This window comes from Mangrovicoccus ximenensis (assembly GCF_003056725.1).
GTDB classification, from domain to species: Bacteria; Pseudomonadota; Alphaproteobacteria; order Rhodobacterales; family Rhodobacteraceae; genus Mangrovicoccus; species Mangrovicoccus ximenensis.
In genome coordinates, this window is the sequence record NZ_QBKZ01000015.1 from 374725 (window position 1) to 395127 (window position 20403).

At 69.5% G+C, this 20403-nt stretch carries 17 protein-coding genes and 4 pseudogenes; 6 read left to right on the plus strand and 15 right to left on the minus strand.

Annotation, left to right across the window (positions count from 1 at the left end; genetic code table 11):
* Positions 1–20: 20 nt before the first annotated feature.
* From C7T91_RS17780 to C7T91_RS17790, 3 genes and pseudogenes are all read right to left on the minus strand, one after another.
* Positions 21–787, minus strand: a pseudogene (locus C7T91_RS17780) (metal ABC transporter permease); the annotation flags it as partial.
* Between the two features lies 1 nt (position 788).
* Positions 789–1595 carry a metal ABC transporter ATP-binding protein gene (locus C7T91_RS17785; RefSeq protein ID WP_108260411.1) on the minus strand — a complete coding sequence of 269 codons (807 nt, stop codon included), beginning with the start codon at positions 1593–1595 and terminating at the stop codon, positions 789–791.
* Positions 1595–2554: a metal ABC transporter solute-binding protein, Zn/Mn family gene (locus C7T91_RS17790; RefSeq protein ID WP_108260412.1), complete on the minus strand. Its 960-nt coding sequence runs from the start codon at positions 2552–2554 to the stop codon at positions 1595–1597. The genes C7T91_RS17785 and C7T91_RS17790 overlap by 1 nt, the downstream gene beginning before the upstream one ends.
* 333 nt (positions 2555–2887) lie before the next feature.
* On the opposite strand from C7T91_RS17790, the gene C7T91_RS36085 reads away from it, so the two are divergent.
* From C7T91_RS36085 to C7T91_RS17800, 3 genes and pseudogenes are all read left to right on the plus strand, one after another.
* On the plus strand, positions 2888–3874 hold the full coding sequence (locus C7T91_RS36085) for a hypothetical protein (protein ID WP_236638308.1): 987 nt from the start codon (positions 2888–2890) through the stop codon (positions 3872–3874).
* Positions 3829–4467, plus strand: coding sequence for a lipocalin family protein (locus tag C7T91_RS17795; protein WP_236638309.1), 639 nt, complete (start codon positions 3829–3831; stop codon positions 4465–4467). The genes C7T91_RS36085 and C7T91_RS17795 overlap by 46 nt, the downstream gene beginning before the upstream one ends.
* A gap of 114 nt (positions 4468–4581) precedes the next feature.
* Positions 4582–5028: pseudogene (locus tag C7T91_RS17800) on the plus strand (4Fe-4S dicluster domain-containing protein); the annotation flags it as partial.
* A 215-nt stretch (positions 5029–5243) separates the two neighbouring features.
* On the opposite strand, the gene C7T91_RS17805 reads toward C7T91_RS17800, so the two are convergent.
* Positions 5244–5471 (minus strand): hypothetical protein, encoded by a 228-nt coding sequence (locus C7T91_RS17805; RefSeq protein WP_108260413.1) that lies wholly within the window; start codon positions 5469–5471, stop codon positions 5244–5246.
* 227 nt (positions 5472–5698) lie between these two features.
* Here C7T91_RS17805 and grxB point away from each other — a divergent pair, with 227 nt between their 5' ends.
* Positions 5699–6343, plus strand: coding sequence for a glutaredoxin 2 (gene grxB, locus C7T91_RS17810; RefSeq protein WP_108260414.1), 645 nt, complete (start codon positions 5699–5701; stop codon positions 6341–6343).
* 88 nt (positions 6344–6431) lie between these two features.
* On the opposite strand, the gene C7T91_RS17815 is transcribed toward grxB, so the two are convergent.
* On the minus strand, positions 6432–7325 hold the full coding sequence (locus tag C7T91_RS17815) for a Rossmann-fold NAD(P)-binding domain-containing protein (protein WP_108260415.1): 894 nt from the start codon (positions 7323–7325) through the stop codon (positions 6432–6434).
* 289 nt (positions 7326–7614) lie between these two features.
* On the opposite strand from C7T91_RS17815, the gene C7T91_RS31700 reads away from it, so the two are divergent.
* Positions 7615–7962, plus strand: a complete 348-nt coding sequence (locus tag C7T91_RS31700; protein ID WP_145962928.1) for a hypothetical protein — start codon at positions 7615–7617, stop codon at positions 7960–7962.
* 274 nt (positions 7963–8236) lie between these two features.
* On the plus strand, positions 8237–9403 hold the full coding sequence (locus tag C7T91_RS17820; protein ID WP_108260416.1) for a terminase large subunit domain-containing protein: 1167 nt from the start codon (positions 8237–8239) through the stop codon (positions 9401–9403).
* 178 nt (positions 9404–9581) lie between these two features.
* Here C7T91_RS17820 and C7T91_RS36090 read toward each other — a convergent pair whose 3' ends face one another.
* From C7T91_RS36090 to C7T91_RS17865, 10 genes and pseudogenes are all read right to left on the minus strand, one after another.
* On the minus strand, positions 9582–10178 hold the full coding sequence (locus tag C7T91_RS36090; protein WP_236638311.1) for a response regulator transcription factor: 597 nt from the start codon (positions 10176–10178) through the stop codon (positions 9582–9584).
* A 306-nt stretch (positions 10179–10484) separates the two neighbouring features.
* The gene (locus tag C7T91_RS17830; protein WP_108260417.1) at positions 10485–10880 is read right to left on the minus strand and encodes a hypothetical protein; all 396 of its coding nucleotides are present in this window, start codon (positions 10878–10880) and stop codon (positions 10485–10487) included.
* A gap of 87 nt (positions 10881–10967) precedes the next feature.
* Positions 10968–11537 carry an alpha/beta hydrolase family protein gene (locus C7T91_RS17835; RefSeq protein WP_236638312.1) on the minus strand — a complete coding sequence of 190 codons (570 nt, stop codon included), beginning with the start codon at positions 11535–11537 and terminating at the stop codon, positions 10968–10970.
* Entirely contained in the window at positions 11534–13189 is a 1656-nt protein-coding gene (gene cimA / locus C7T91_RS17840; RefSeq protein WP_108260418.1) for a citramalate synthase, read from the minus strand. Before cimA ends, C7T91_RS17835 begins: the two co-directional genes overlap by 4 nt.
* Positions 13186–14577, minus strand: coding sequence for a cysteine--tRNA ligase (cysS, locus tag C7T91_RS17845; protein WP_108260419.1), 1392 nt, complete (start codon positions 14575–14577; stop codon positions 13186–13188). Before cysS ends, cimA begins: the two co-directional genes overlap by 4 nt.
* Positions 14578–14687: 110 nt before the next feature.
* Entirely contained in the window at positions 14688–15266 is a 579-nt protein-coding gene (locus C7T91_RS17850) for a DUF924 family protein (protein WP_108260420.1), read from the minus strand.
* Positions 15267–15372: 106 nt separating this feature from the next.
* Complete coding sequence (locus C7T91_RS17855; protein WP_108260421.1) at positions 15373–16641, minus strand: MFS transporter; 1269 nt, start codon at positions 16639–16641, stop codon at positions 15373–15375.
* 127 nt (positions 16642–16768) lie between these two features.
* Positions 16769–17527 (minus strand): annotated as a pseudogene (gene queA / locus C7T91_RS36095) (tRNA preQ1(34) S-adenosylmethionine ribosyltransferase-isomerase QueA); the annotation flags it as partial.
* 270 nt (positions 17528–17797) lie between these two features.
* A pseudogene (locus tag C7T91_RS36100) lies at positions 17798–18460 on the minus strand (ATP-binding cassette domain-containing protein); the annotation flags it as partial.
* 29 nt (positions 18461–18489) lie between these two features.
* The gene (locus tag C7T91_RS17865) at positions 18490–20223 is read right to left on the minus strand and encodes an acyl-CoA dehydrogenase family protein (protein ID WP_108260423.1); all 1734 of its coding nucleotides are present in this window, start codon (positions 20221–20223) and stop codon (positions 18490–18492) included.
* Positions 20224–20403: the final 180 nt, after the last annotated feature.

The following is a 20403-nucleotide window of genomic DNA, read 5'->3' on the forward strand; positions in this document are numbered from 1 at the left end:
CTCTCCGGTGCGGAGATCGGCGGCGATCTTTCCGGCGAGGCCGAGACCAGCGCGCCCGAAAGCCCCGCGAGCCCGCCGAACGCCCCGGCGATCAGCGCCACATGGCCGGTGCGGTCCGACCAGAACCGCGCCGCGACCGGCGGGATGATCAGCAGTGCCACGATCAGGATCAGCCCGACGATCTTCAGCCCGACGACGGTTACCGCCAGAACCAGCGCCATGGTCGCCAGATCGACCGGCCGACATTCAGCCCCATCGCCGCGGCATGGCCCTCGTCGAAGGCGACCATTTCCATCGGACGGCGCAGCACCGCGACCAGCGCCAAGGTCAGCGCGCCTCCTGCCGCGATCAGCAGCGCGTCGCCCCTGAGCATCCCCGCGGTGGAGCCGAGCAGGAGGCTGTCGAGCCCGGCCTGCCGCCCGGCTTCCATCGTCTGGATCACGGTCAGGAGCACCACGCCGAAGCCGAAGAACACCGACAGCACAGCGCCGATCGCGGCATCCTCGGCCAGCCGCGTGCGCCGGGTCAGCCACTGCACGGCAAGCAGCCCGATCCAGGCCGAGACGGCAGATCCCGCCAGCAGGCCGGCCAGGTTCCGGCCGTCGCCGCCGAGCCAGACCATTGCGATGAAGGCCACCCCGATCCCCGGCAGGGTCGCATGGCTGATCGCGTCGGACACGAGTGCGCGCTTGCGCAGGTAGAGGAACGTGCCGGTGACGCCGGCGGAAATGCCCAGGAGCGTCGCGCCGGAGGTGACCAGGGCGGTGTTGTAGCCGAGCCCAAGCATTTCAGACCGCGGCAAGCCGGTCGAGATGCGCCATGGCCAGCCGCCCGCCATAGGCCGCCTGCAGCGTCTCGGCGGTGAAGGCCTCGTCCAGCGTGCCCTCGGCGATGCGGCGCACATTCAAGAGAAGCACCCGGTCGAAGTAATCCGCCACCGTGGCCAGGTCGTGATGCACGGCGACGACGGTGCGGCCCTCGGCCTTCAGCCCTTTCAGCACCTCGATGATCGCCCGCTCGGTCGCGGCATCGACGCCCGCGAAGGGTTCGTCGAGCAGGTAGAGATCGGCTTTCTGCGCCAGCGCCCGGGCGAGGAAGACCCGCTGCTGCTGGCCGCCCGAGAGCTGGCCGATCTGGCGGTCCGCGAAGCCCTCCATGCCGACGCGGGCGAGGCAGTCCATCGCGAAGGCGCGGTCGGCGCGGCTCACCGGGCGCAGCAGGCCCAGCTTGCGGTAGAGCCCCATCAACACCACGTCGAGTACCCGCGCCGGGAAGTCCCAGTCGACCGAGGCCCGCTGCGGCACATAGGCAATGCGGGCGCGGGCCGCGGCCAGCGGGCGGCCATAGGCGGTGACGCTGCCCGAGACCGCGGGCACGATGCCGAGCGCGGCCTTGAGGAAGGTCGACTTGCCCGCCCCGTTCGGTCCGATGATCGCGGTCATCGACCCGGCATGGAAGGCCGCATCGACCGAGAAGACGGCCGGCTTGCCGCCATAGCTGACGGTCAGGCCGCGCACGGCCATCGGAAAATCGGTCACCGGTGCCGGACCTGTGCGCAGCCCCTTGCGGGCGGCGAGGCGGAGCTTGGCGATCATCAGCTTGCTCCCCCGAGCCTGCCGTCCATGCCGCGTTCCGGCGCGGTGCCGCCGAGCGCGCGGGCGATGGTGGTGACATTGTGGTCGATCATGCCCAGATAGGTGCCCTCGTAGCTGCCGGGCGTCCCCATCGCGTCGGAGAACAGCTCGCCGCCCACCGCGACCTCGTGGCCGCGCGCGGCGGCGCCCTCGACCAGGGCGCGGATGTTGCGGTCGGAGACCGAGGATTCGACGAAGACCGCGCGGATGCGGCGCTCGGCCAGCAGGTCCACCAGTTCGGAGATGCGGTTCAGCCCGGCCTCGGACTCGGTGGAGATCCCCTGGATGCCGACGACCTCCATGCCGAAGGCGCGGCCGAGATAGCCGAAGGCGTCATGGGCGGTGACCAGCACCCGCGATTCTCCGGGGACCGAGCCCAGCACGCCCGCGGCATAGTCCGACAGCCGCGCGAGGTCCCCGGCCACCGCGCCCGCATTGGCGCCGATCGCCTCGGCGGCGTCCGGATGTGCCGCGGCCAAGGTTGCCGCCATGCCCTCGGCCACCATTGCCCAGAGCTCCGGATCCATCCAGACATGCGGATCGAACCGGTCGGCATGGTCGCCATAGGGCATCAGAAGGTCGCGCGGCAGCACTTCGGCGACCCGCGCCACCGGCACGCGGCGCGACAGGTCGTCGAGGAATTCCTCCATCTGGGCCTCGAGGTAGAGACCGTTGGCCAGGACAATGCCGGCACGGGTCATGGCGACGATGTCGCTGCGGGTCTGGCGGTAGCTGTGCGGATCGACCCCCGCCCCCATCAGCGCCCGGACCTCCATCGTGCCGCCGCCGAGGCGCTGCGCGATATCTGCAATCATGCCGGTGCTTGCCACGGCCTGGAGCGGCGCGGCCGCGCGCAGCGGTCCGGCACAGGCGGCGAAGGCGGCGGTTCCGGCTAGCAGGCGCCGACGGGACAGGGACATGCGGTGCTCCTCCCAGAGCGTATTCGGGTTGCATCGGGAATATGAGAACGGTTCTCAATTCCGTCAACGCAATTGCGACTTATTCTCAATTAAAGATCCGAACGCGCCACGGATGCCTTCAATTTGTGCGGTTTTGGCGAAATCCGGCGGATCCGGCGCCGGAAAATTCAGGCGCGCAGGCGCGCGCGGTCCTGCCAGAGCATCGTCGCCATGGCGCGGATCTCGGCGCGGACCGGACCGCCGCGGGGCGGATCGGCCAGCGTGTCCAGCCAATGCGGCTGCGGCGCCCGCTCCTGCCCGTTGCGCCACCAGCGGGCCGGGACGGCGGCCGCGGTGCCCCAGGAGATCGCCGAACTCTACAGCTCCGCCGAAATCCGCGGTGCCCGGCTGTCCTCGCTGCCCTCTGGCCTCGTGATCGCGGCGGCGGGCTTCCTGCTGCTCTGGCGGTCGGGCCGCTGGACCGAGGCGCTGCTGGAATTCAGCCAGTTCCTCGGCAACCGCCTGGCCAAGCTGGCGGCCGAGACCGCGGGGGTCGCGCTGCAGCTCCTGCTGCCGGTGCTGGGCCTGGTGGCGGCGCTGACCGGCATCGGCATGTCGGGGATCCTCGGCACCACCGGCTCGTCGCTGCTCTCGGGCATCTCGACCTTCGCGATGACGCTGATCCTCGGCACCTGGCTGGTGCTGCGCATCTATCCGCGCGCGCGCTCGGAGCAGGCCGCTGCCGGCGGCATTCTCCCCGAGCGGCTCACCGGCCCGGCGCGGCGGACCTCGACCGGCCTGGTGCTGGTGATGTCGCTCTTTGCCGGGATGAGCCAGGCCACCGAAGATCTCGGCTATTCCGAGACGTCGCAAGCCTATCTGGGCTTCATCTTCATCGTCCTGGCCTCCGCCGCGCTGCACCGGATCGCCGGGTTCTACCGCGGGCGCAACATCCTGCCCCCGGCACCGGCCGAGGACGAGGCGGCCCCTGAGGAAAGCCATTACGGCCGCCGGGTGATCGCGCTTCTGGCGGGGCTGGCGCGGCTGGTGTCGCTTGCGGCGCCGGTGCTGGCCGCTTTCGGCTATCTCAAGGCCGCCGATGCGCTGATCTTTCCGGCCTGCTCGACCTTCTTCCTGCTCGCGGGCCTCAGCCGCGCGCAGAACCTCGTGGCGCAGGTCTTCGTGGTGCTGAACCACGGCGATGCGCGGGCGGCTTCGGGGCTCGGGGCGACGCTGGCGGGCGGGAGGCGGGCGCGACGGCGGAGCCCTTCGAGGCCTGGATCGACGACTGGCAGATGGCCGGCCGTCCCGGTGCCGATGCGCTCGGTCGGCTGGGCCTGACGGCGGCGGGCGAGGGCTGGTCCTACGATCTGGAGCTTGCCGCGGACGGCCCGCTCGTCTTCCATGGCGATGGCGGCTATTCGGTCAAGCACGAGCGCGGGCAGGCGAGCTACTACTACTCGCAGCCCGGCTACCGCGTCGCCGGGCGGCTCGGCTGGCCGGAGGGCGCCGAAGAGGTGACGGGGCAGGCCTGGCTCGACCGCGAATGGTCGTCGCAGCCGCTCGATGAAGACCAGACCGGCTGGGACTGGTTTTCGCTGCATCTCGACGGCGGCGACAAGCTGATGGTCTACCGGCTGCGCGACAGCGGCTCGGGCTATGTGCCCGGCACCTGGATCGGCGCGGACGGGCGCAGCGAGAGCATCCCCGACGGCCGGATTGCGCTGGAGCCGCTCGGCTGGACCCGGATCGGCGCGCGGCGCCTGCCGACGTCCTGGCGGATCCGCATCCCGTCGCGCGGGCTGGAGATCGTCACCGAGCCGGTCAATCCGCAGGCCTGGATGGGCACCGGCATCGCCTATTGGGAAGGCCCGGTGCGGGTCTCGGGCAGCCGCAGCGGCATCGGATACCTGGAGATGACCGGCTATGACTGAGCTTTCCGGTCTCTGCGCTCAGGCCTGGGACCTGCTGGAGGCGGGGCTGCGCGACCGCGATGCTCCCGCGCGGCTGCCGGTCCTGGCGACCGCCGGGCTCGGGGGCGGGGCGGACTGGGCGGCATGGACATGTGGACCAACACCTGGGGCTTCTCGCTCCTCGGCACGCTGCGCCACGGCAAGACCGACGCGGCGGCGACCGGCAAGGCGGCGGACCACAAGCCGATCGACTATCCGAAGCCCGACGGCGTGCTGAGCTTCGACCGGCTGACCAACGTGGCCTTCTCCTTCACCAACCACGAGGAAAGCCAGCCCGCGCATCTGCGCCTGGCCGATCCGGACCTGCCGGTGCGTGTGAACCTGCCGCAATATGCCGGCCCGTCGGCACGCTACTGCCCGGCCGGGGTCTACGAATTCGTCGGCGAGGGCGCGGAGACGAAGTTCCAGGTGAACTTCCAGAACTGCGTCCACTGCAAGACCTGCGACATCAAGGACCCGAGCCAGAACATCACCTGGACCACGCCCCAGGGCGGCGACGGCCCGAACTACCCGAACATGTGACCGGCGGCCGCCTTTGCGCGGCCCTTGGCGGAGTTTCGAAGGTGCCTCCCGGCCGGGAGGCACCTTTTCCGTTTCCGGGAGGCTGGGAAGCCCTTGCCTCCGGGGGCGGAGCGGGCGCGGGGCGCTGCATGGGACCGGTCGCCGCCGGAAGGCGGGATGCCCGGCGATCCCGGCGGAGCGGGCCCCGGCGTCCCAAGGCGCGGCGGGCGCCCGGATCACTTGCCGAATTCGGCCGCGGCCTTGGCGGCCTTCATGTAGGCCTGCGTCTTGAGGAAGAATTCCTCGGCCGAGGCGCGCTGGATCGACAGGATGGCCACGCGCTCCGATTCGCGCCGCATCTGCGTCGCCGCCTCGTTGTTCGCCGCCTTCTCGGCGCGGAACTGCTGTGCCGTCATCAAGGCCTTCGCAAGGGCGAAGGAACTGGTGTCGGAATTGATTTTCACCGGTCTGTCTCCCCCGTTGCCCGAGTCGCGCCTCGCCGGCAAAGTAGCGCAAATTTAAATCGTCGTGTCGCCAAGTTGCTGATAATTTTAGGCAACTTGTCAGTACTTGCGCCCGGCACGGTCGCGGCTTGCGGAACCGCGACGGGGCGGGTTGCGTTCTGGCGCTGGACAGGCCAGCTTCGCGGCCGGAATCCGGTAACAGCCGGCGCAAGCCGGGGAGCGTAACGATGAAACTCTACCAATATGACCATTGCCCGTTCTGCGTCCGCGCCGACATGGTGGCGAGCTGGCGCAACGTGCCGCATGAAAAGGTCTATCTGCTCAATGACGACGAGCGGGCGCATTACGACTTGATCGGCGCCAAGATGGTCCCGATCCTGCAATTCGAAGATGGCAAGGCGATGGGCGAAAGCCTTGATATCGTGGCGGAACTCGATGGCGTCGACACCGGTGCGCCGCAGCTCGATCCTTGGGACGAGGTGGCGCCGCAGGTCGAGGCGCTGTCTTCGGTGAACCGCGCGATGAACTGCCTGCTGTTCCCGCGCAGCGTGAAGATCGGCCTGCCCGAATTCGCCACGCCATCGGCGGTCGACTACTATACCGAACGCAAGTCCGGCGCGATCGGCATCAGCTTCGGCGAAGCGCTGGAGGAAACCGCGGCGCACAAGGCCGAGGTCGAGGCCGCGCTGGCGGCGATGCCCGAGATGGGGCTTCCCGGCGACCGGCTGCGCATGGGCGACGTGCTGGTCTACCCGGTGCTGCGCAATCTCACCATGGTCAAGGATCTGGCATTTCCGGACTGGGTGCGGAGCTATGTCGACCATGTGACGGCGCTTTGCGGCACCCATTCCTATGACGATCGCGCGATCTGATCCTGCTCCGGCCCGGGGCCCGGCTGCGCGGATGGACACGCGGGGCGGCGGGCTCTAGGGTCGGACCAACACGTCCAGACGGAGACATTCACTGGTGTTCCGAAACAAATCCCGCCTCCTCGCCGCCGCCCTCTGTCTCGGGCTGGCGCCTGCCGCCTCGATGGGCGGAAATGCCGGAACCTATCTGGCGGGGCGGGTGGCCGGCATGGAAGCCGACCATGCCCGCGCGGCCGAATACTTCACCCGCGCGCTGGCGCTGGACGCGCAGAATCCGGCGCTGATGGAGCTGGCGCTGACCGCGCAGGTCAACCTGGGCAATTTCGACAGCGCCACCTCGATCATGCGCCGGATGCAGGGCGCCGGCCTCCAGGCCAGCCTGATGGACATCGTCCAGTTGACCGACTGGATGGAGGAAGGCGACTACGCGGCGCTGCGCGATGCGCTGAAGGCCGATTTCACGCTGGGCGATCTGCTCGACGGCTTCCTCGACCAGCTGGTCCTGGGCTGGGCCGAGCTGGGCGCGGGCGATGCCGAGGCGTCGATGGCGGTGTTCGACGCCGCCGCCCAGGCGCCGATGCTGCGCGGCGTCGTGCTCTATCACAAGGCGCTGGCGCTGGCGGTGTCGGGCGATTACGCCGGCGCCGAGGCGCTGCTCTCGGGCGAGAGCGATCAGCTCCGAGGTGGTGGTCTTGCGCGAGCGCGTGCCGCAGACCTCGATGCCGCGGGCCCGCGCGGCGGCGACGTCGATCGACAGGTTGCGCGGCCCGGTGGTCACGATCAGCCGCAGCTCCGGCAGCGCGTCGATCAGCGCGGCGGGAAAGGGCGTGCGTTCGCGCATCAGGCAGACCACCTCGAACCGGCGCAGCGCATCTGCCGGATCGGCAAGCGGTTCGCGGAAGAAGGTCACCTCCGCACCGAGCTGTGCCCAATCGGCCATGCCCCCGGCCACGCCCGCGTAATCGTCCAGTACCGCGATCTTCATCCCCGCCCTCCTGGCTGCACAGATCCCCGGCAGGTCTATCAGCTTCCCCCTCCGGGCAGAACCGGCCTTTCCCGCCAAGCGCGGAGGACTGCGCAAGGAAACCCTGAAACAAAGCATTAGCTTGAATGACTTGGTTCGCCGCGATGTTGGAAACGCGGCCAAAGGCCAGGAGACGGCGACAGCAAGACAGCCCCCCCGGCGCGCTGGCGGGCGCGGCCGGGGCAGACAGCTTGGCATTGCTGCCTTTCGGTGCCAGCGGCGGCAGGGGCGCGCGATGAAAGCGGCTTCCGTGACCCGGTTCGACTGCTCAAGGCGAGCGACATGCTCCGAACTGCCGACGCTCTCCAAGGTCGTCGCCACGGCGCTGGTCATGCAGTTTGCCGACACCAAGACCGGCAAGCTCTGCCCGGCTGTCAGCATCATTGCCGAGTTCGCCGGCGCGCCGCTCTCGGCCGTGAAACGCGCTCGAGGCGCTGGCGGACAGCAACTGGCCGGGGCGCTCCGCGGAACGCAGGCGGGGCAACCTGACCCGCTGCACGTTGCGCGTGCCGGGCAAGGTCGTGCCGTCCCGCAACTCCCAATCCGCCCGCAGGCAGGCGGACGGAAAAGGGTCCGCGACCGAACTTTCGTCCCCTGAGGCATAGGCCGAAAAGGGTCCGGCACTGATCGAAAAAGATGTCGAACCCGGCCCTTCCCGTACAGTACCAAGACCGAAAAGCGCGGCCTGCAGCCTGTCCATGCCTTCGCGCCGATCCATGGCAGCGGCGATGCCGAAGCTTGGGACATGCCCTGGACGTTGCCGCCCAGCAACTGCGCCGCAATCCGCGGGATGATCGTCCGCCGCTGCGCCTCTCTGCCCTGGGAGGCGCCGGGCCTGTCTCGGGTCGAGCGGGTGATCGCCTTCCCGGAGGATCTGCCGATCACCCAGGGCTCGCTGGCAGCGGGACGTCCTGGAGGCGGTCCATGCCGGGAATGCCGACGGCCGCCGTCCGGTGCGCACGGCGGTGCTCTCGATGGCGCGGAAGAACGGCAAGACGCAGCTCGTCGCCGGTCTCGCCCTCTGCCACCTGATGGGGCCGGAGGCCGAGCCGCGCGGCGAGGTCCATGCCGCGGCCAACGACAAGGCACAGTCGGGCAAGACCTTCGCCGAGATGGTGGCGATCCTGGAAGAGCATCCGGAGCTGGAGGCGCGTGCGAACGTGGTGCGCTTCTCCAAGCGGATCGAGGTGATGAGCGGCCAGGGCCGCGGCTCTGTCTTCGCGGCGCTCTCGGCGGATGCCTGGACCAAGCAGGGGCTCTCGCCGTCCTTCACCGTCTATTACGAGCTGGGGACGGCGCCCAAGCGCGATCTCTGCGAGGCGCTGGACACGGCCATGGGCGCGCGGGACAACCCGCTGCTGGTCGTGATCTCGACCCAGGCGGCCAGCGATCACGCGGACATGTCCGAGCTGATCGACTGCGGCCAGAAGGTGGCCGCGGGCGAGGTTTCGGGTCCGAGCTTCCACCTGACCTTCTGCGGCGCCGGGGCGGATGACGACCCCTGGGCGGAGGAAACCTGGCGCAAGGCGAACCCGGCGCTCGGCGACTTCCGCAGCCTGGAGGACGTGGCGCGGCAGGCGGCCCAGGCGCAGCGGATGCCCGCGGCCGAGCAGGGCTTCCGCAACCTGATCCTGAACCAGCGGGTGGATGCGCATGTGCGCTTCCTCGCCAAGGCCGAATGGGACCGCAACGCGGCGCCGGTGGACTTCGCCGCCCTCGCCGGGCGCAAGGCCTGGGGCGGGCTCGACCTGTCGCAGTCGCGCGACCTGACCGCCTTCGTGTTGGTCTTCCCGCGCGAGGACGGGCGGCTCGACGTGCTGCCACGCTTCTTCCTGCCCGAGCAGGGCATCGCCGAGAAGGCCGAGGCCGACCGGGTGCCCTACGGCCTCTGGGCGCGGCAGGGCGTCCTGACGCTGATCCCCGGCGCGGGGATCGGCCCCTCTGCGGTGGCGGAAGCAGTGGCCGAGGAGCATTGTTTCAAAACTCGCCAGCTGCCGGGATTCACGGCGTGGGTCGCTCGGATCGATGGCCTTGCATGACGAAGCCAGAGCGGCCTGCCCCGATCGGGTGGTCCGGTTTCGAGCTTGGCCGCCATGATCGCAGAGCAAGCGACTGGGTCGGCGTCTCTGCCGCGGCATTCTCGGTTCGAAGGTTGCGCCGCGTGGTCCCGTGCCGAGCTTCGGGAATGGGGGAGAGACCGGATGCAGCATGGCATCTTCATCGGGCTGGATGACCGCAAGGCGGCGATCTGCGTGGCCGCTGCAGCGGGGCGGTGGAGCCCGCCGCCGGGATGCGATCCCGCACCGGCCCGACCATGTCCGCAAGCTGGCCGGGAAACCGGGCGGCGGCGGCAGGTGTCTGCGGTCCTGCCATCGAGCGGGTCACCGCGGCGATGGCCTGCACCGGAAACGGACCGGCCCCGGCCATTATGGCATCGTTGCCGTGCCCCCGTCCGCTCTCTCTCCGCCCGAGCATCCGGCAGCGCGCCGCCAGCTCGCGCAGGTCGAACGGCTTGACCATGAAGTCGTCCGCCCCGGCATCGAGCCCGGTCACGCGGTCCTCGATCCGGCTGCGCGCGGTCAGGATCAGCACCGGGGTCTCGTCGCCGCGCAGGCGCAGCTCGGAGAGCACGTCGAAGCCGCTGCGGCCGGGAAGGTTGACGTCCAGGATCACGAGGTCGAACTGCGAATGCCGCAGCAGCCGCTCGGCCGCCGCGCCGTCGGCCTCGAGATCCACGGCGTGACCTTCGGCGCGCAGGCGTTGCGTGATGGTGGCGGCCAGCTCCGCGTGGTCTTCGACAAGCAGGATGCGCATGCGGCGTCCTTGCCGCAGCCGCGGGGAAACGGCAAGGATATCCGTGGCGGCGCGGGCGCTTGCCGTCATGGAAGCCCGGCCGCCGCCTGCCGGCGGAGGGGCTGGGAGAGGGGCTCCGGCGGCTGCGCCATCGCAGGAGCGGGCTTGCCCTGCGAAAACCGGACCGGGAGATGCCGTGCCCGGAGTGACCGTCCGGTCCCGGCGGTCACATGCCGTGGTGCGGGATGCGCCTTCGTCCGGGATTTCGCCGGGCATCCCGCAAGGCGGCCGGACGGGCATGCTTGCAGCGCCCGACATCCCGCGGGATCAGACGGCTGCCTGCCTGGCGGATGGCAGCGCAGCTTGCATGGCGTCTGCCCGGGGAGCGGCCTGCCCGGAGGCGATTGCCGGATGGCCTGCCGCGCCGCCGGAGGATGCCGGATGGACCGGCATGGCGGCCGGGCGGCTGGCCTCGCGCACCAACGCCTCCTCCTCGGCCCAGTCCCGCATCAGCCCGTCCAGCTCCGCCGCATCCGGCGGGCGGCCCCAGACCGAGGCGAACTGCGCGGCAAGCTGCCCGGCCGCCTCCGGCGACAGCGTGATTGCATCGGCGCGCTGCGCCCCGTCCGCAGCAGGGTTCAGCGCGGAATGGAGCGCGAAGACGAGCCCGCCGATCGCGAAGAAATGCAGCAACGGCGAGGAAATCAGTCGGCGCAGCATCATCCCGGGTCCTCCTCCGGGCCGCCTGCCTGGGGAATCGCGGCCCTTTCCAGAGCTATAGCAGGCTCCGGGCGCCGCGGTCTTCCCCGCTCAGCCCCCGGGCACGGTCTTTGCCGCCCAGGCGGCCACCGCCGCCGCAGCATCCTGCAGGTGGTCCGCCTGGCTCCTGCCGGTGATCCGCTTGCGCGGCTTCAGGTCGTGATCGCCGTCCTCGAGCCAGTGCAGCGAAACCTGCGGCGACAGCGCATAGCCTGCGACCTCCTCCCGGGTGCCGAACGGGTCGCGCGTGCCCTGGCAGATCAACGCCGGAACAGAGAGCGCCGCGAGATGCGCGGTGCGCAGCCGTTCGGGCTTGCCGGACGGATGGAACGGATAGCCGAGGCACAGCAGCCCCGCCGCGCGCCCGGCGCGGCAGAACTCCTCCGCCACGAGGCTGGCCACCCGCCCGCCCATCGACTTGCCGCCGATGACCAGCGGGCCTGGCGCCGCCAAGTGGCCGATGGCGGGCTCGCTGCTGACCCAGGGCGCGCGCGCGATCTCGATATTCGCCGCATAGACCGGCATGAGCCGTGCCCGCACGGCGGCGGGCTGGCCCTTGAGCGACAGCCAGCGGTCGGGATCGCCCCGCCGCACGAGGTCGGCGCAGGCGTCGAGGCTCATGCCAGATCGGCCACCGGCCGCCTGACGGTGCCCATGCCGGGGGCTCCGTCGCGGATCAGCTTCCAGGTGATCGCATCGAGAAGCGCCTCGAAGGAGGCATCGACGATGTTCGGCGAAACGCCGACCGTCGACCAGCGGTTGCCCGCCGAGTCCTCGGTGTCGATGATGACGCGCGTGACCGCCTCGGTGCCGCCATTGGTGATGCGCACCTTGAAATCGACGAGCTTCATGTCCTCGATATATTGCTGGTAGGCGCCCAGATCCTTCATCAGCGCCTTCGACAGCGCGTTGACCGGGCCGCGGTCGCTGCCTTGCGCGTCGATGCTTTCCGAGACCGACAGGTGCTTCTCGTCGCCGATCTTCACCACGACGACGGCCTCGGACAGGCTGACCATGCGGTCGCGCTTGTTCTTGCGGCGCTCGACCGTGACGCGGTAGCGCTTGACCTCGAAGAATTCGGGGAGGCTGCCAAGCTCCTTGCGGGCGACCAGCTCGAAGCTCGCCTGCGCGGCGTCATAGGTATAGCCCTGCGCCTCGTTCTCCTTGACCCGGTCGAGGATGCGGCCGAGCGCCGGATCGCCCGGCGCGACCTCGATCCCGGCCTCGCTCAGGCGGCGGCGCAGGTTCGACTGGCCGGCCTGGTTCGACATCGGGATCAGGCGGGAATTGCCGACCTGCGAGGGGCGGATGTGTTCGTAGGTCGAGGGGTTCTTCAGGATCGCGCTGGCATGCAGCCCGGCCTTGTGGGTGAAGGCCGAGGCGCCGACGTAAGGCGCCGAGCGCAGCGGCACCCGGTTGAGGATGTCGTCGAGCATCCGCGAGGCGCGGGTCAGCCCGGCCACCGCCTCGGCCGTCACGCCGGTCTCGAAACGGCTGGCATAGGGTTCCTTCAGCGCCAGCGTCGGGATCAGCGTGGTGAGGTTGGCGTTGCCGCAGCGTTCGCCCAGCCCGTTCAGCGTGCCCTGCACCTGCCGGACGCCGGCATCGATCGCCGCCAGCGAGCCCGCCACCGCATTGCCGGTGTCGTCATGGCAATGGATGCCCAGCCGGTCGCCCGGGATGCCGTCGGCGATCACCTCGCGCACGATCCGGCCGATCTCGTCCGGGAGCGTGCCGCCATTGGTGTCGCAGAGCACGATCCAGCGCGCGCCCGCCTCGCAGGCGGCGCGCAGGCAGGCCAGCGCATAGCCCGGATTGGCCTTGTAGCCGTCGAAGAAATGCTCGGCGTCGTAAAGCGCCTCGCGCCCCTGCGCCACGATATGGGCAAAGGAGGCACCGATGTTCTCGAGGTTCTCCTCGAGCGTGATGCCGAGCGCCTCGGTGACGTGGAAATCGTGGCTCTTGCCGACGAGGCAGACGGCAGGGGTGCGCGCATTCAGCACGGCGGCCAGCACGTCGTCATTCTCGGCCGAACGGCCCGCCCGCTTGGTCATGCCGAAGGCGGTGAAGGTCGCCCGCGTCTCGGGGCGCGCCTCGAAGAACGCGCTGTCTGTCGGGTTGGCGCCCGGCCAGCCGCCCTCGATATAGTCGATCCCGAGGGAATCCAGCGTTTCGGCGATGCGGATCTTTTCCTCGGTGGAAAACTGCACGCCATGGGTCTGCTGCCCGTCGCGCAGCGTGGTGTCGAAGAGATACAGACGTTCCTTCATCACAGCGCCTCCAGCTTCGCCGCGTCGAATTCGGGTTTCGGGGCAAGTTCCACCCCGGCCTTGGACATGCGGACCTCGACGCCCGCCGCCAGCAGCATGGATTTCAGCGCATCGACCTTGCCGAAATCCTTGGTCTCCATCGCCTGCGCCCGTGCAGTCGCCAGCGCATCGGCATAGCTGCTCAGGTCGATATCGGCGGCCTTCGCCCAGTCGCCGAGTTCCGCGGTCAGGAGCCCCAGCATCGCCGCGGAAGCCTTGAGCGTTGCGGCATCTCCGGCGGCCGCCAGCTTGTGCAATTCGGCAATCGCCCCGGCGGTGTTGATGTCGTCCGAAAGCGCCGCGATCACCGCAGGCGACGCCTCGCCGGGCGCGACGCCATCGGTCAGCGCGCGCCATTTGCGCAGCGTCTTCTCGGCCTCCTCGCGCTTGGCTTCGGTCCAGTCCATCGGCTTGCGGTAATGCGTGCCGAGGAAGACCATGCGGATCACCTCGCCCGGGATGCCCTGGTCGAGAAGATCGCGCACGGTGAAGAAGTTGCCCAGGGATTTGGACATCTTCTTGCCCTCGACCTGCAGCATCTCGTTATGCAGCCAGACCTTGGCGAAGCCGGAGCCGGGATGCGCGCAGCAGCTCTGGGCGATCTCGTTCTCGTGATGCGGGAACATCAGGTCGTTGCCGCCGCCATGGATGTCGAAGCTCGGGCCCAGCAGGTCGTGCGACATGGCCGAGCATTCGATATGCCAGCCCGGACGGCCGCGGCCCCAGGGGCTGTCCCAGCCCGGCAGGTCGTCGGTCGAGGGCTTCCACAGCACGAAATCCATCGGGTTGCGCTTGTAGGGCGCGACCTCGACGCGGGCGCCGGCGATCATGTCCTCGACCGAGCGGCCCGAGAGCTGGCCGTACTCCTGGTAGCTTTCAACCGCGAAAAGCACATGCCCCTCGGCGGCATAGGCATGGCCGCGGGCGATCAGGTCCTCGCACATGGCGATCATCTGGGCGATGTACTGGGTCGCGCGCGGCTCGTGATCCGGGCGGGCGGCGCCGAGCGCGTCCATGTCGGCATGGTACCAGCCGATGGTTTCCTCGGTGCGCTCGCGGATCAGGTCCTCGAGCGTCCCAGGCGCACCGGCTTCCTTGCGCTGAAGCGCGGTGGCGTTGATCTTGTCGTCGACGTCGGTGAAGTTCCGGACATAGGTGACATGGCCGGGCCCGTACACATGGCGCAGCAGGCGCACCAGCACGTCGAAGACCACGACGGGGCGCGCATTGCCCAGATGGGCGCGGTCATAGACGGTCGGGCCACAGAGATAGAGGCGCACGTTCGACGGGTCGATCGGCTCGAAAATCTCGAGCTTGCGGGTGCGGGTGTTGGTCAGGCGGATCTCTGCCATCGCGGCCTCCGTTGCGATCTGGCGTGGGTCCGCTCCCCTATACCGGATCAGCCGCGATGAAAAGCGAAAGGGCCGCCGATGGCGGCCCCGGAACCGCCATGCGGCGCGGCTCAGGCGGCGATGCGCATGCCCTGCACGACGCTGCGGTAGCCGCCCTCCTCGAGGAAGCGCGCCTCCTCGCCGGTGGTCGGGCGGCCGAGATCGTCATTGCGGTAGGGGAAGCGGCCGAAGCGGCGGATCACCTCGCGATGCGCGCGGGCATGCAGCAGGTTGTCGGCGCCGCTTTCCGGCATCCGCTCCTTCATCAGGCGGATGCAGCGCTCCTGGTCCATCAGGCATTCCGAATGCATCAGCGGCAGGTAGAAGAACTGCCGCTCGGGCTCGGGGAGGCGCATGTCCCAGCCCGCCTCGATCGCCTTCTTGGCAAGGCTGCGCGCCAGCGTGTCGGTGGCGAAGGCGCGGCCATCGCCGCGGAACATGTTGCGCGGGAACTGGTCGAGCAGGATCAGCAGCGCCAGCATGCCGCGCGGCGTGGCGCACCAGCCCAGATGCCCCTCGGCCTGCGCCGCCTCCCAGGTGGCGCCGAAGCGCGCGCGGATCTCCGCGTCCAGCTCGGCGCCGCCCATGTACCATCCCTTCGGACCGACCTCGCCGATCCAGAACTCCAGCACGTCCTCGTAACCCGTCATGTGTCTCTCCCCGCTGCGACGGCGTTCCCTCAACACCTTTACAAAGTGTGTGTCAATTGAGCGAAAAACCGAAGCAACGATGGGGCGGGTGGTTAATCCCGGGCGGTCATGCCGCGTGCTCCTCGTCTTCGGGCTCCTGCTCTTCTTCCGAGTCAATATAGGACTCGGTGACGGCCTCCATCGTGACCATCGACGCAGTCGGCAGGATCGGCGCATATTCGCCCGTCTCGCCTTCGCTGGCCGCCGGACGGCGGGTCATCCGATAGCCGGTATAAAGCGCGAGCACCGCGAAAAGCCCCAGAAGGAAAAGGAAAAATCCGTTCGGCCCGATCGAGCCCATGGCAAAGCCGGTGATCACCGGACCGATCACGGCGGCGAAACCATTCAGAAACAGAAGCTGTCCCGAGGCCGAGGCCATGTCATCCGCCTCGAGGAAATCGGCCGTGTGCGCGACGAGCAGGCCATAGAGCGGATTGGCCACGCCGCCGATCACCGCGCCGACCACCAGCAGGACCGGGAAGCTCAGCGAGAAGAACGGCACCACCGCGCCGACCGCGCCCACGGCGGCGGTGGCAAGGATCAGCAGGCGCCGGTCGGTCCGGTCCGAAAGCCAGCCGATCGGGAACTGGCAGACCAGGCCGCCGACATAGATCGCCGCGATGAAGAGCGAGATCTCCGACACGCTCAGCCCGGCCCGCGCGCCGAAGACCGAGGCCATGCCGAAGGTCGAGGAATAGACCCCGCCCATCAGCATGATGCCGACGCAGCCGAGCGGCGAGACCTTGAAGAGCTGGGCGATGCCCATCCGCTTGGTCGAGGCGAAGGTCGGCGTCGGCGTCACCGACAGCAGGATCGGCGCGAAGCTGACCGAAACCAGCACCGAGACCACGACGAAGAGCACGTATTGCGACGGATCGCCCAGCATCGGCAGCGCCTGCGCCGCGACCACGCCCGAGGTCTGCACGATCATGTAGAGCGAGAGGGTCTGGCCGCGCAGGTTGTTCGGCGCGGAGGAATTCAGCCAGCTTTCGGCCGTCACGTAGACGCCGCACATGCAGAAGCCGAAAGCGACGCGCAGCGCGATCCAGACCCAGGGATCGGTGACCGTCGGATAGAGGATCAGGATCGCCGAGATGAAGGAGGCCAGCGCCGCGAAGACCCGGATATGCCCGACCCGGCGGATCATCTCGGGCGCCAGCTGCGAGCCGCCGAGGAAGCCCGCGAAATAGGCCGACATGACCAGCGACAGGTGGAAGGTCGAAAAGCCTTCGAGGTTGCCGCGGATGCCCAGCAGCGTGCCTTGCGAGCCGTTGCCGACCATCAGCAGGAAGATGCCGAGAAAGAGCGGCCAGGACATAAGGAAGGCGCGGGACATGGAACGACTCTCTCCGGTTTGGGTCACGCCACAGGCCTACCGGTGCGGCGTGACGGTAGGCCATGCCAAATCGACAGGGCCAACGCATTTTTTGCAGGGCGGCGGCTCCCCGCCTACCCTGCCATGGTTACTTCCCGGTTGACGGCAGCAGCAGCGAGGCATCGCCATAGCTGAAGAAGCGGTAGCCGGCCGCCACCGCATGCGCATAGGCGGACATCATCCGCCCGCGCCCCATCAGCGCCGAGACCAGCATCATCAGCGTCGATTTCGGCAGGTGGAAATTGGTCATCAGCCCGTCGGCGGCGCGGAACTCGAAGCCCGGATAGATGAAGATGTCGGTCTTCTCGGCGAAGGCCTGCACCTCGCCGGTCTGCCGCGCGGCGCTTTCGATCAGCCTCAGGGCGGTGGTGCCGACGGCGATCACCCGCCCGCCGGCCGCCTTGGTCGCACGGATCTCGGCGGCGGCCGTTTCGCTGACCTCGCCCCATTCGGCATGCATCCGGTGCTGGGTCGGGTCGTCGACCTTCACCGGCAGGAACGTCCCCGCCCCCACATGCAGCGTCACCTCGGTGAACTCCACGCCCTTCGCGCGGATGGTTTCCAGCAGCGCCTCGTCGAAATGCAGCGACGCGGTCGGCGCGGCGACGGCGCCGGAATGGCGGGCGAAGACGGTCTGGTAGTCGGTCCGGTCCTGCTCGTCCGCCGGACGCTTGGCGGCGATATAGGGCGGCAGCGGCATGGCGCCGACCGCGGCCAGCGCCTCTTCGACGGTCGCGGCCGAATGCGCGAGCCGCACCCGTGCCAGCGGCGCGGCGGCGGGGCGGCCGCCCGCGATCAGGCTGCGCAGGCCATCGGCATTGCCGACCGGGATCTCGCGCAAGGGCCGCAGGCGCTCGCCCGGCGGCAGCTCGAAACTCGGGACCGCACCGAGCAGCCCCTTCATGTAGGGATGGCGCGGCTCGTGGAAGAGCGTGCCGACCGAGCCTGCCTCGACGATCTCGCCACGGTACATCACGTAGACTTCATCGGCGATCCCGGCCACGATCCCCAAGTCGTGGGTGATCAGCAGGATCGCCATGCCGAGATCCTCCTGCAGTTCCTTCAGCAGCGCGAGGATTTGCGCCTGGATCGTGACGTCGAGCGCGGTGGTCGGCTCGTCCGCGATCAGCAGCGCCGGCCGGCAGATCAGCGCCATCGCGATCATCGCCCGCTGGCGCATTCCGCCGGACAGCTCGAACGGGTACATGCCGTAGACCTTGGCGGGGTCGGCGAAGCCGACGCGTCCCAGCATCTCGATGCAGTCGTCGCGCACCTGCTTCGGCGGCAGCAGCCGGTGGATGCGCAGCGCCTCGGAGATCTGGTTGCCGATCGTGTGCAGCGGCGAAAAGGAGGTCATCGGCTCCTGGAAGATCGTGCCGATCTGGCCGCCGCGGATCTCGCGGATCGCGCGCCCGTCCTTGGGCAGGCGGAGCAGGTCGACCGGCGCCGCGCCGTCGGTGCCGCTGAACAGGATGCGTCCCGAGACCCGGGCGATGGCGGGCTGCAGCCCCAGCACCGCCTGGCTGGTGACCGTCTTGCCCGATCCCGACTCCCCGACCAGCGCCGTGATTTTGCCGGGCTGCACCCGCAGGCTCGCCCCGTCCACCGCGTTGAACGTTCCGCCGATCAGCGGGAAGGCGATGCGGAGGTCCTCGACCCTCAGGATGTCGCGGGGGGCTATGCCGGACATGGTCCTGCATCCCCCAAGCGGGTGGCCAACCGGCTGCCGACGCAATACAGCTCGTCTTGCATGCATGCCATTTTCTCGAACGCTTCCCATCCGGACCGACAATGACCGACACGCCGACTTTAAAGCGACTTCTGGAGACAGCAACCTCCTTGATCGCCCGAGGCAATTTCGACGAGGCCGCAGCCATGCTCGACCGGATCGAGTCCGACCCCGCCAGAACGGCGCTGGGACCGGGCACCGCGCTGGGTCTGCCCCGGCGCTTGCACGCCGCCCGGCTCAAGTTCGCCAAGGCGACGGGCGACGGTCCGGGACGCTCTGCGCTGCAATACCACTTGGTTCCGCCGGTCGGGACGCTGGCGCCGCTCTTCGCGGCGGGGGCGGCGGACCGGCGCGGCGCGCCAGAACAGCTCGCCGGTCAGCGCGGCAAAGCCATGCGCCAGCTCGGCCGGGGCGGCAGAGGCCAGCACCTCGGCCTTGCGCGCCTGCCAGATCTCCAGAAGCGCGGCGATTTCCGGCGATCCGGCGCCCAGATCGGCCACCAGAGCGGCGAAGGCCTCGCTGCCTGCCGGGGATTTCAGGCCGCGCGTCGCCGTGGCCAGCGCATGGATGCCGTTGGCGCCCTCGTAGATCGAGGTGATCCGCGCGTCGCGCCAGGTCTGGCTGACCCGGTACTCGGTCAGGTAGCCGTAGCCGCCCAGCACCTGGATGCCGAGATCGGCGGCGCGGATGCCGGCCTCGGTGCAGAATATCTTGGAGACCGGGGTCAGGAAATCGACCAGCGCGCCGCTGTCGCCGCGCTCCATCGCGACGAAAGTGATCAGCGCCATGGCCCGCGCGCCGAGCGCCAGCGCCCGCTGTTCGTCGAGCATCCGACGCACGTCGGGATGGTCCGCCAGCGCAGCCGGGCTGCCGTCGGGCCTGCGCCCCTGCATCCGCTCCGCCGCATAGGCGGCCGCGACCTGCGCCGCCCGCGAAGCATGGGCGACGCCCTGCAGCGACACGTCGAGCCGGGCATGGTTCATCATGGTGAACATCGCCATCAGCCCGGCGCCTTCCTGCCCGACCAGCTCGGCGCGGGCGCCGTCGAAGGCCATCTGGCAGGTCGGCGAGGCATGCAGCCCCAACTTCTCCTCGATCCGGGTGATCGTGACCGCATTGCGGCCTTCTGCATCCGCAGAGGGGCAGAGGAACAGCGACAGCCCCTTGACCCCGTCCTCCGGCGCGCCGGTCCGCGCCAGCACGAGATGCAGGATGCCGCCGCTCAGGTCCTGGTCGCCGCCCGAGATGAAGATCTTCTCGCCGTCGATGCGCCAGCCGCCGCCCTCGCGGCGCGCCTTGGTGCGGATGCGCGACAGGTCCGATCCGGCGCCGGGCTCGGTCAGGCACATCGTGCCCAGAAGCTCGCCCGAGGCGAGACGCGGGATCCAGGCCGCCTGCTGCGCCGCCGAGCCGTAGGCGCGCAGCGTCGAGATCGTGCCGGGCACCAGGTTGCAGATCATCTGCAGCGCGTGGCAGGCGCCCGAGAAGATTTCGGAGACCCCCGCGGCCGTCAGCGGATCGACCGCCATCCCGCCATGTTCCGCCGGTGCGGTCAGCCCCTGCCAGCCGTCTCCGGCCAGACGGGCATAGGCTTCGCGGAACCCGTCCGGCATCCGCACGCGTCCGTCCTCGAGGCGGCAGCCCTCCGCATCGCCGGGCTCGTCGAGCGGCGCGATCACCCCTTCTGCGAAGGCGGCGAAATGGCCGAGGATGCCTTCGGCCAGCTCGTCGTCCCACTGCGCCAGCTCCGGCGCGCGGGCGACATGGCGCAGGCAGAAGAGGATGTCCCCGACGGGGGCGGCAAACGGGATCATGGGGTCACTCCTCGGTGCAGGCGAAGCTGGAGGCCCGGTCCCCGGGGCCGCCCTGGTAGCGGGCGACGGCTGGGGCCGGGCAGAGCAGGCGGGTGGCGCCGGGGGCAAGCCCGGTCGCCCGGCAGGACAACGGGCGGCCATGCGTCACGCGATGCGGCGGACCGGCACGCCATTCCGGGA

What these genes read in the sequence shown, in the direction of transcription:
- C7T91_RS17830 (WP_108260417.1), bottom strand. Translation starts at nt 10,880, where the DNA reads ATGATGCTGCGCCGACTGATTTCCTCGCCGTTGCTGCATTTCTTCGCG.
- C7T91_RS17785 (WP_108260411.1), bottom strand. Translation starts at nt 1,595, where the DNA reads ATGATCGCCAAGCTCCGCCTCGCCGCCCGCAAGGGGCTGCGCACAGGT.
- C7T91_RS17850 (WP_108260420.1), bottom strand. Translation starts at nt 15,266, where the DNA reads ATGACGGGTTACGAGGACGTGCTGGAGTTCTGGATCGGCGAGGTCGGT.
- C7T91_RS36090 (WP_236638311.1), bottom strand. Translation starts at nt 10,178, where the DNA reads ATGCGCATCCTGCTTGTCGAAGACCACGCGGAGCTGGCCGCCACCATC.
- C7T91_RS17855 (WP_108260421.1), bottom strand. Translation starts at nt 16,641, where the DNA reads ATGTCCCGCGCCTTCCTTATGTCCTGGCCGCTCTTTCTCGGCATCTTC.
- C7T91_RS17795 (WP_236638309.1), top strand. Translation starts at nt 3,829, where the DNA reads ATGGCCGGCCGTCCCGGTGCCGATGCGCTCGGTCGGCTGGGCCTGACG.
- C7T91_RS17835 (WP_236638312.1), bottom strand. Translation starts at nt 11,537, where the DNA reads ATGAGCCTCGACGCCTGCGCCGACCTCGTGCGGCGGGGCGATCCCGAC.
- grxB (WP_108260414.1), top strand. Translation starts at nt 5,699, where the DNA reads ATGAAACTCTACCAATATGACCATTGCCCGTTCTGCGTCCGCGCCGAC.
- C7T91_RS17865 (WP_108260423.1), bottom strand. Translation starts at nt 20,223, where the DNA reads ATGATCCCGTTTGCCGCCCCCGTCGGGGACATCCTCTTCTGCCTGCGC.
- cysS (WP_108260419.1), bottom strand. Translation starts at nt 14,577, where the DNA reads ATGGCAGAGATCCGCCTGACCAACACCCGCACCCGCAAGCTCGAGATT.
- C7T91_RS17815 (WP_108260415.1), bottom strand. Translation starts at nt 7,325, where the DNA reads ATGAAGATCGCGGTACTGGACGATTACGCGGGCGTGGCCGGGGGCATG.
- C7T91_RS17790 (WP_108260412.1), bottom strand. Translation starts at nt 2,554, where the DNA reads ATGTCCCTGTCCCGTCGGCGCCTGCTAGCCGGAACCGCCGCCTTCGCC.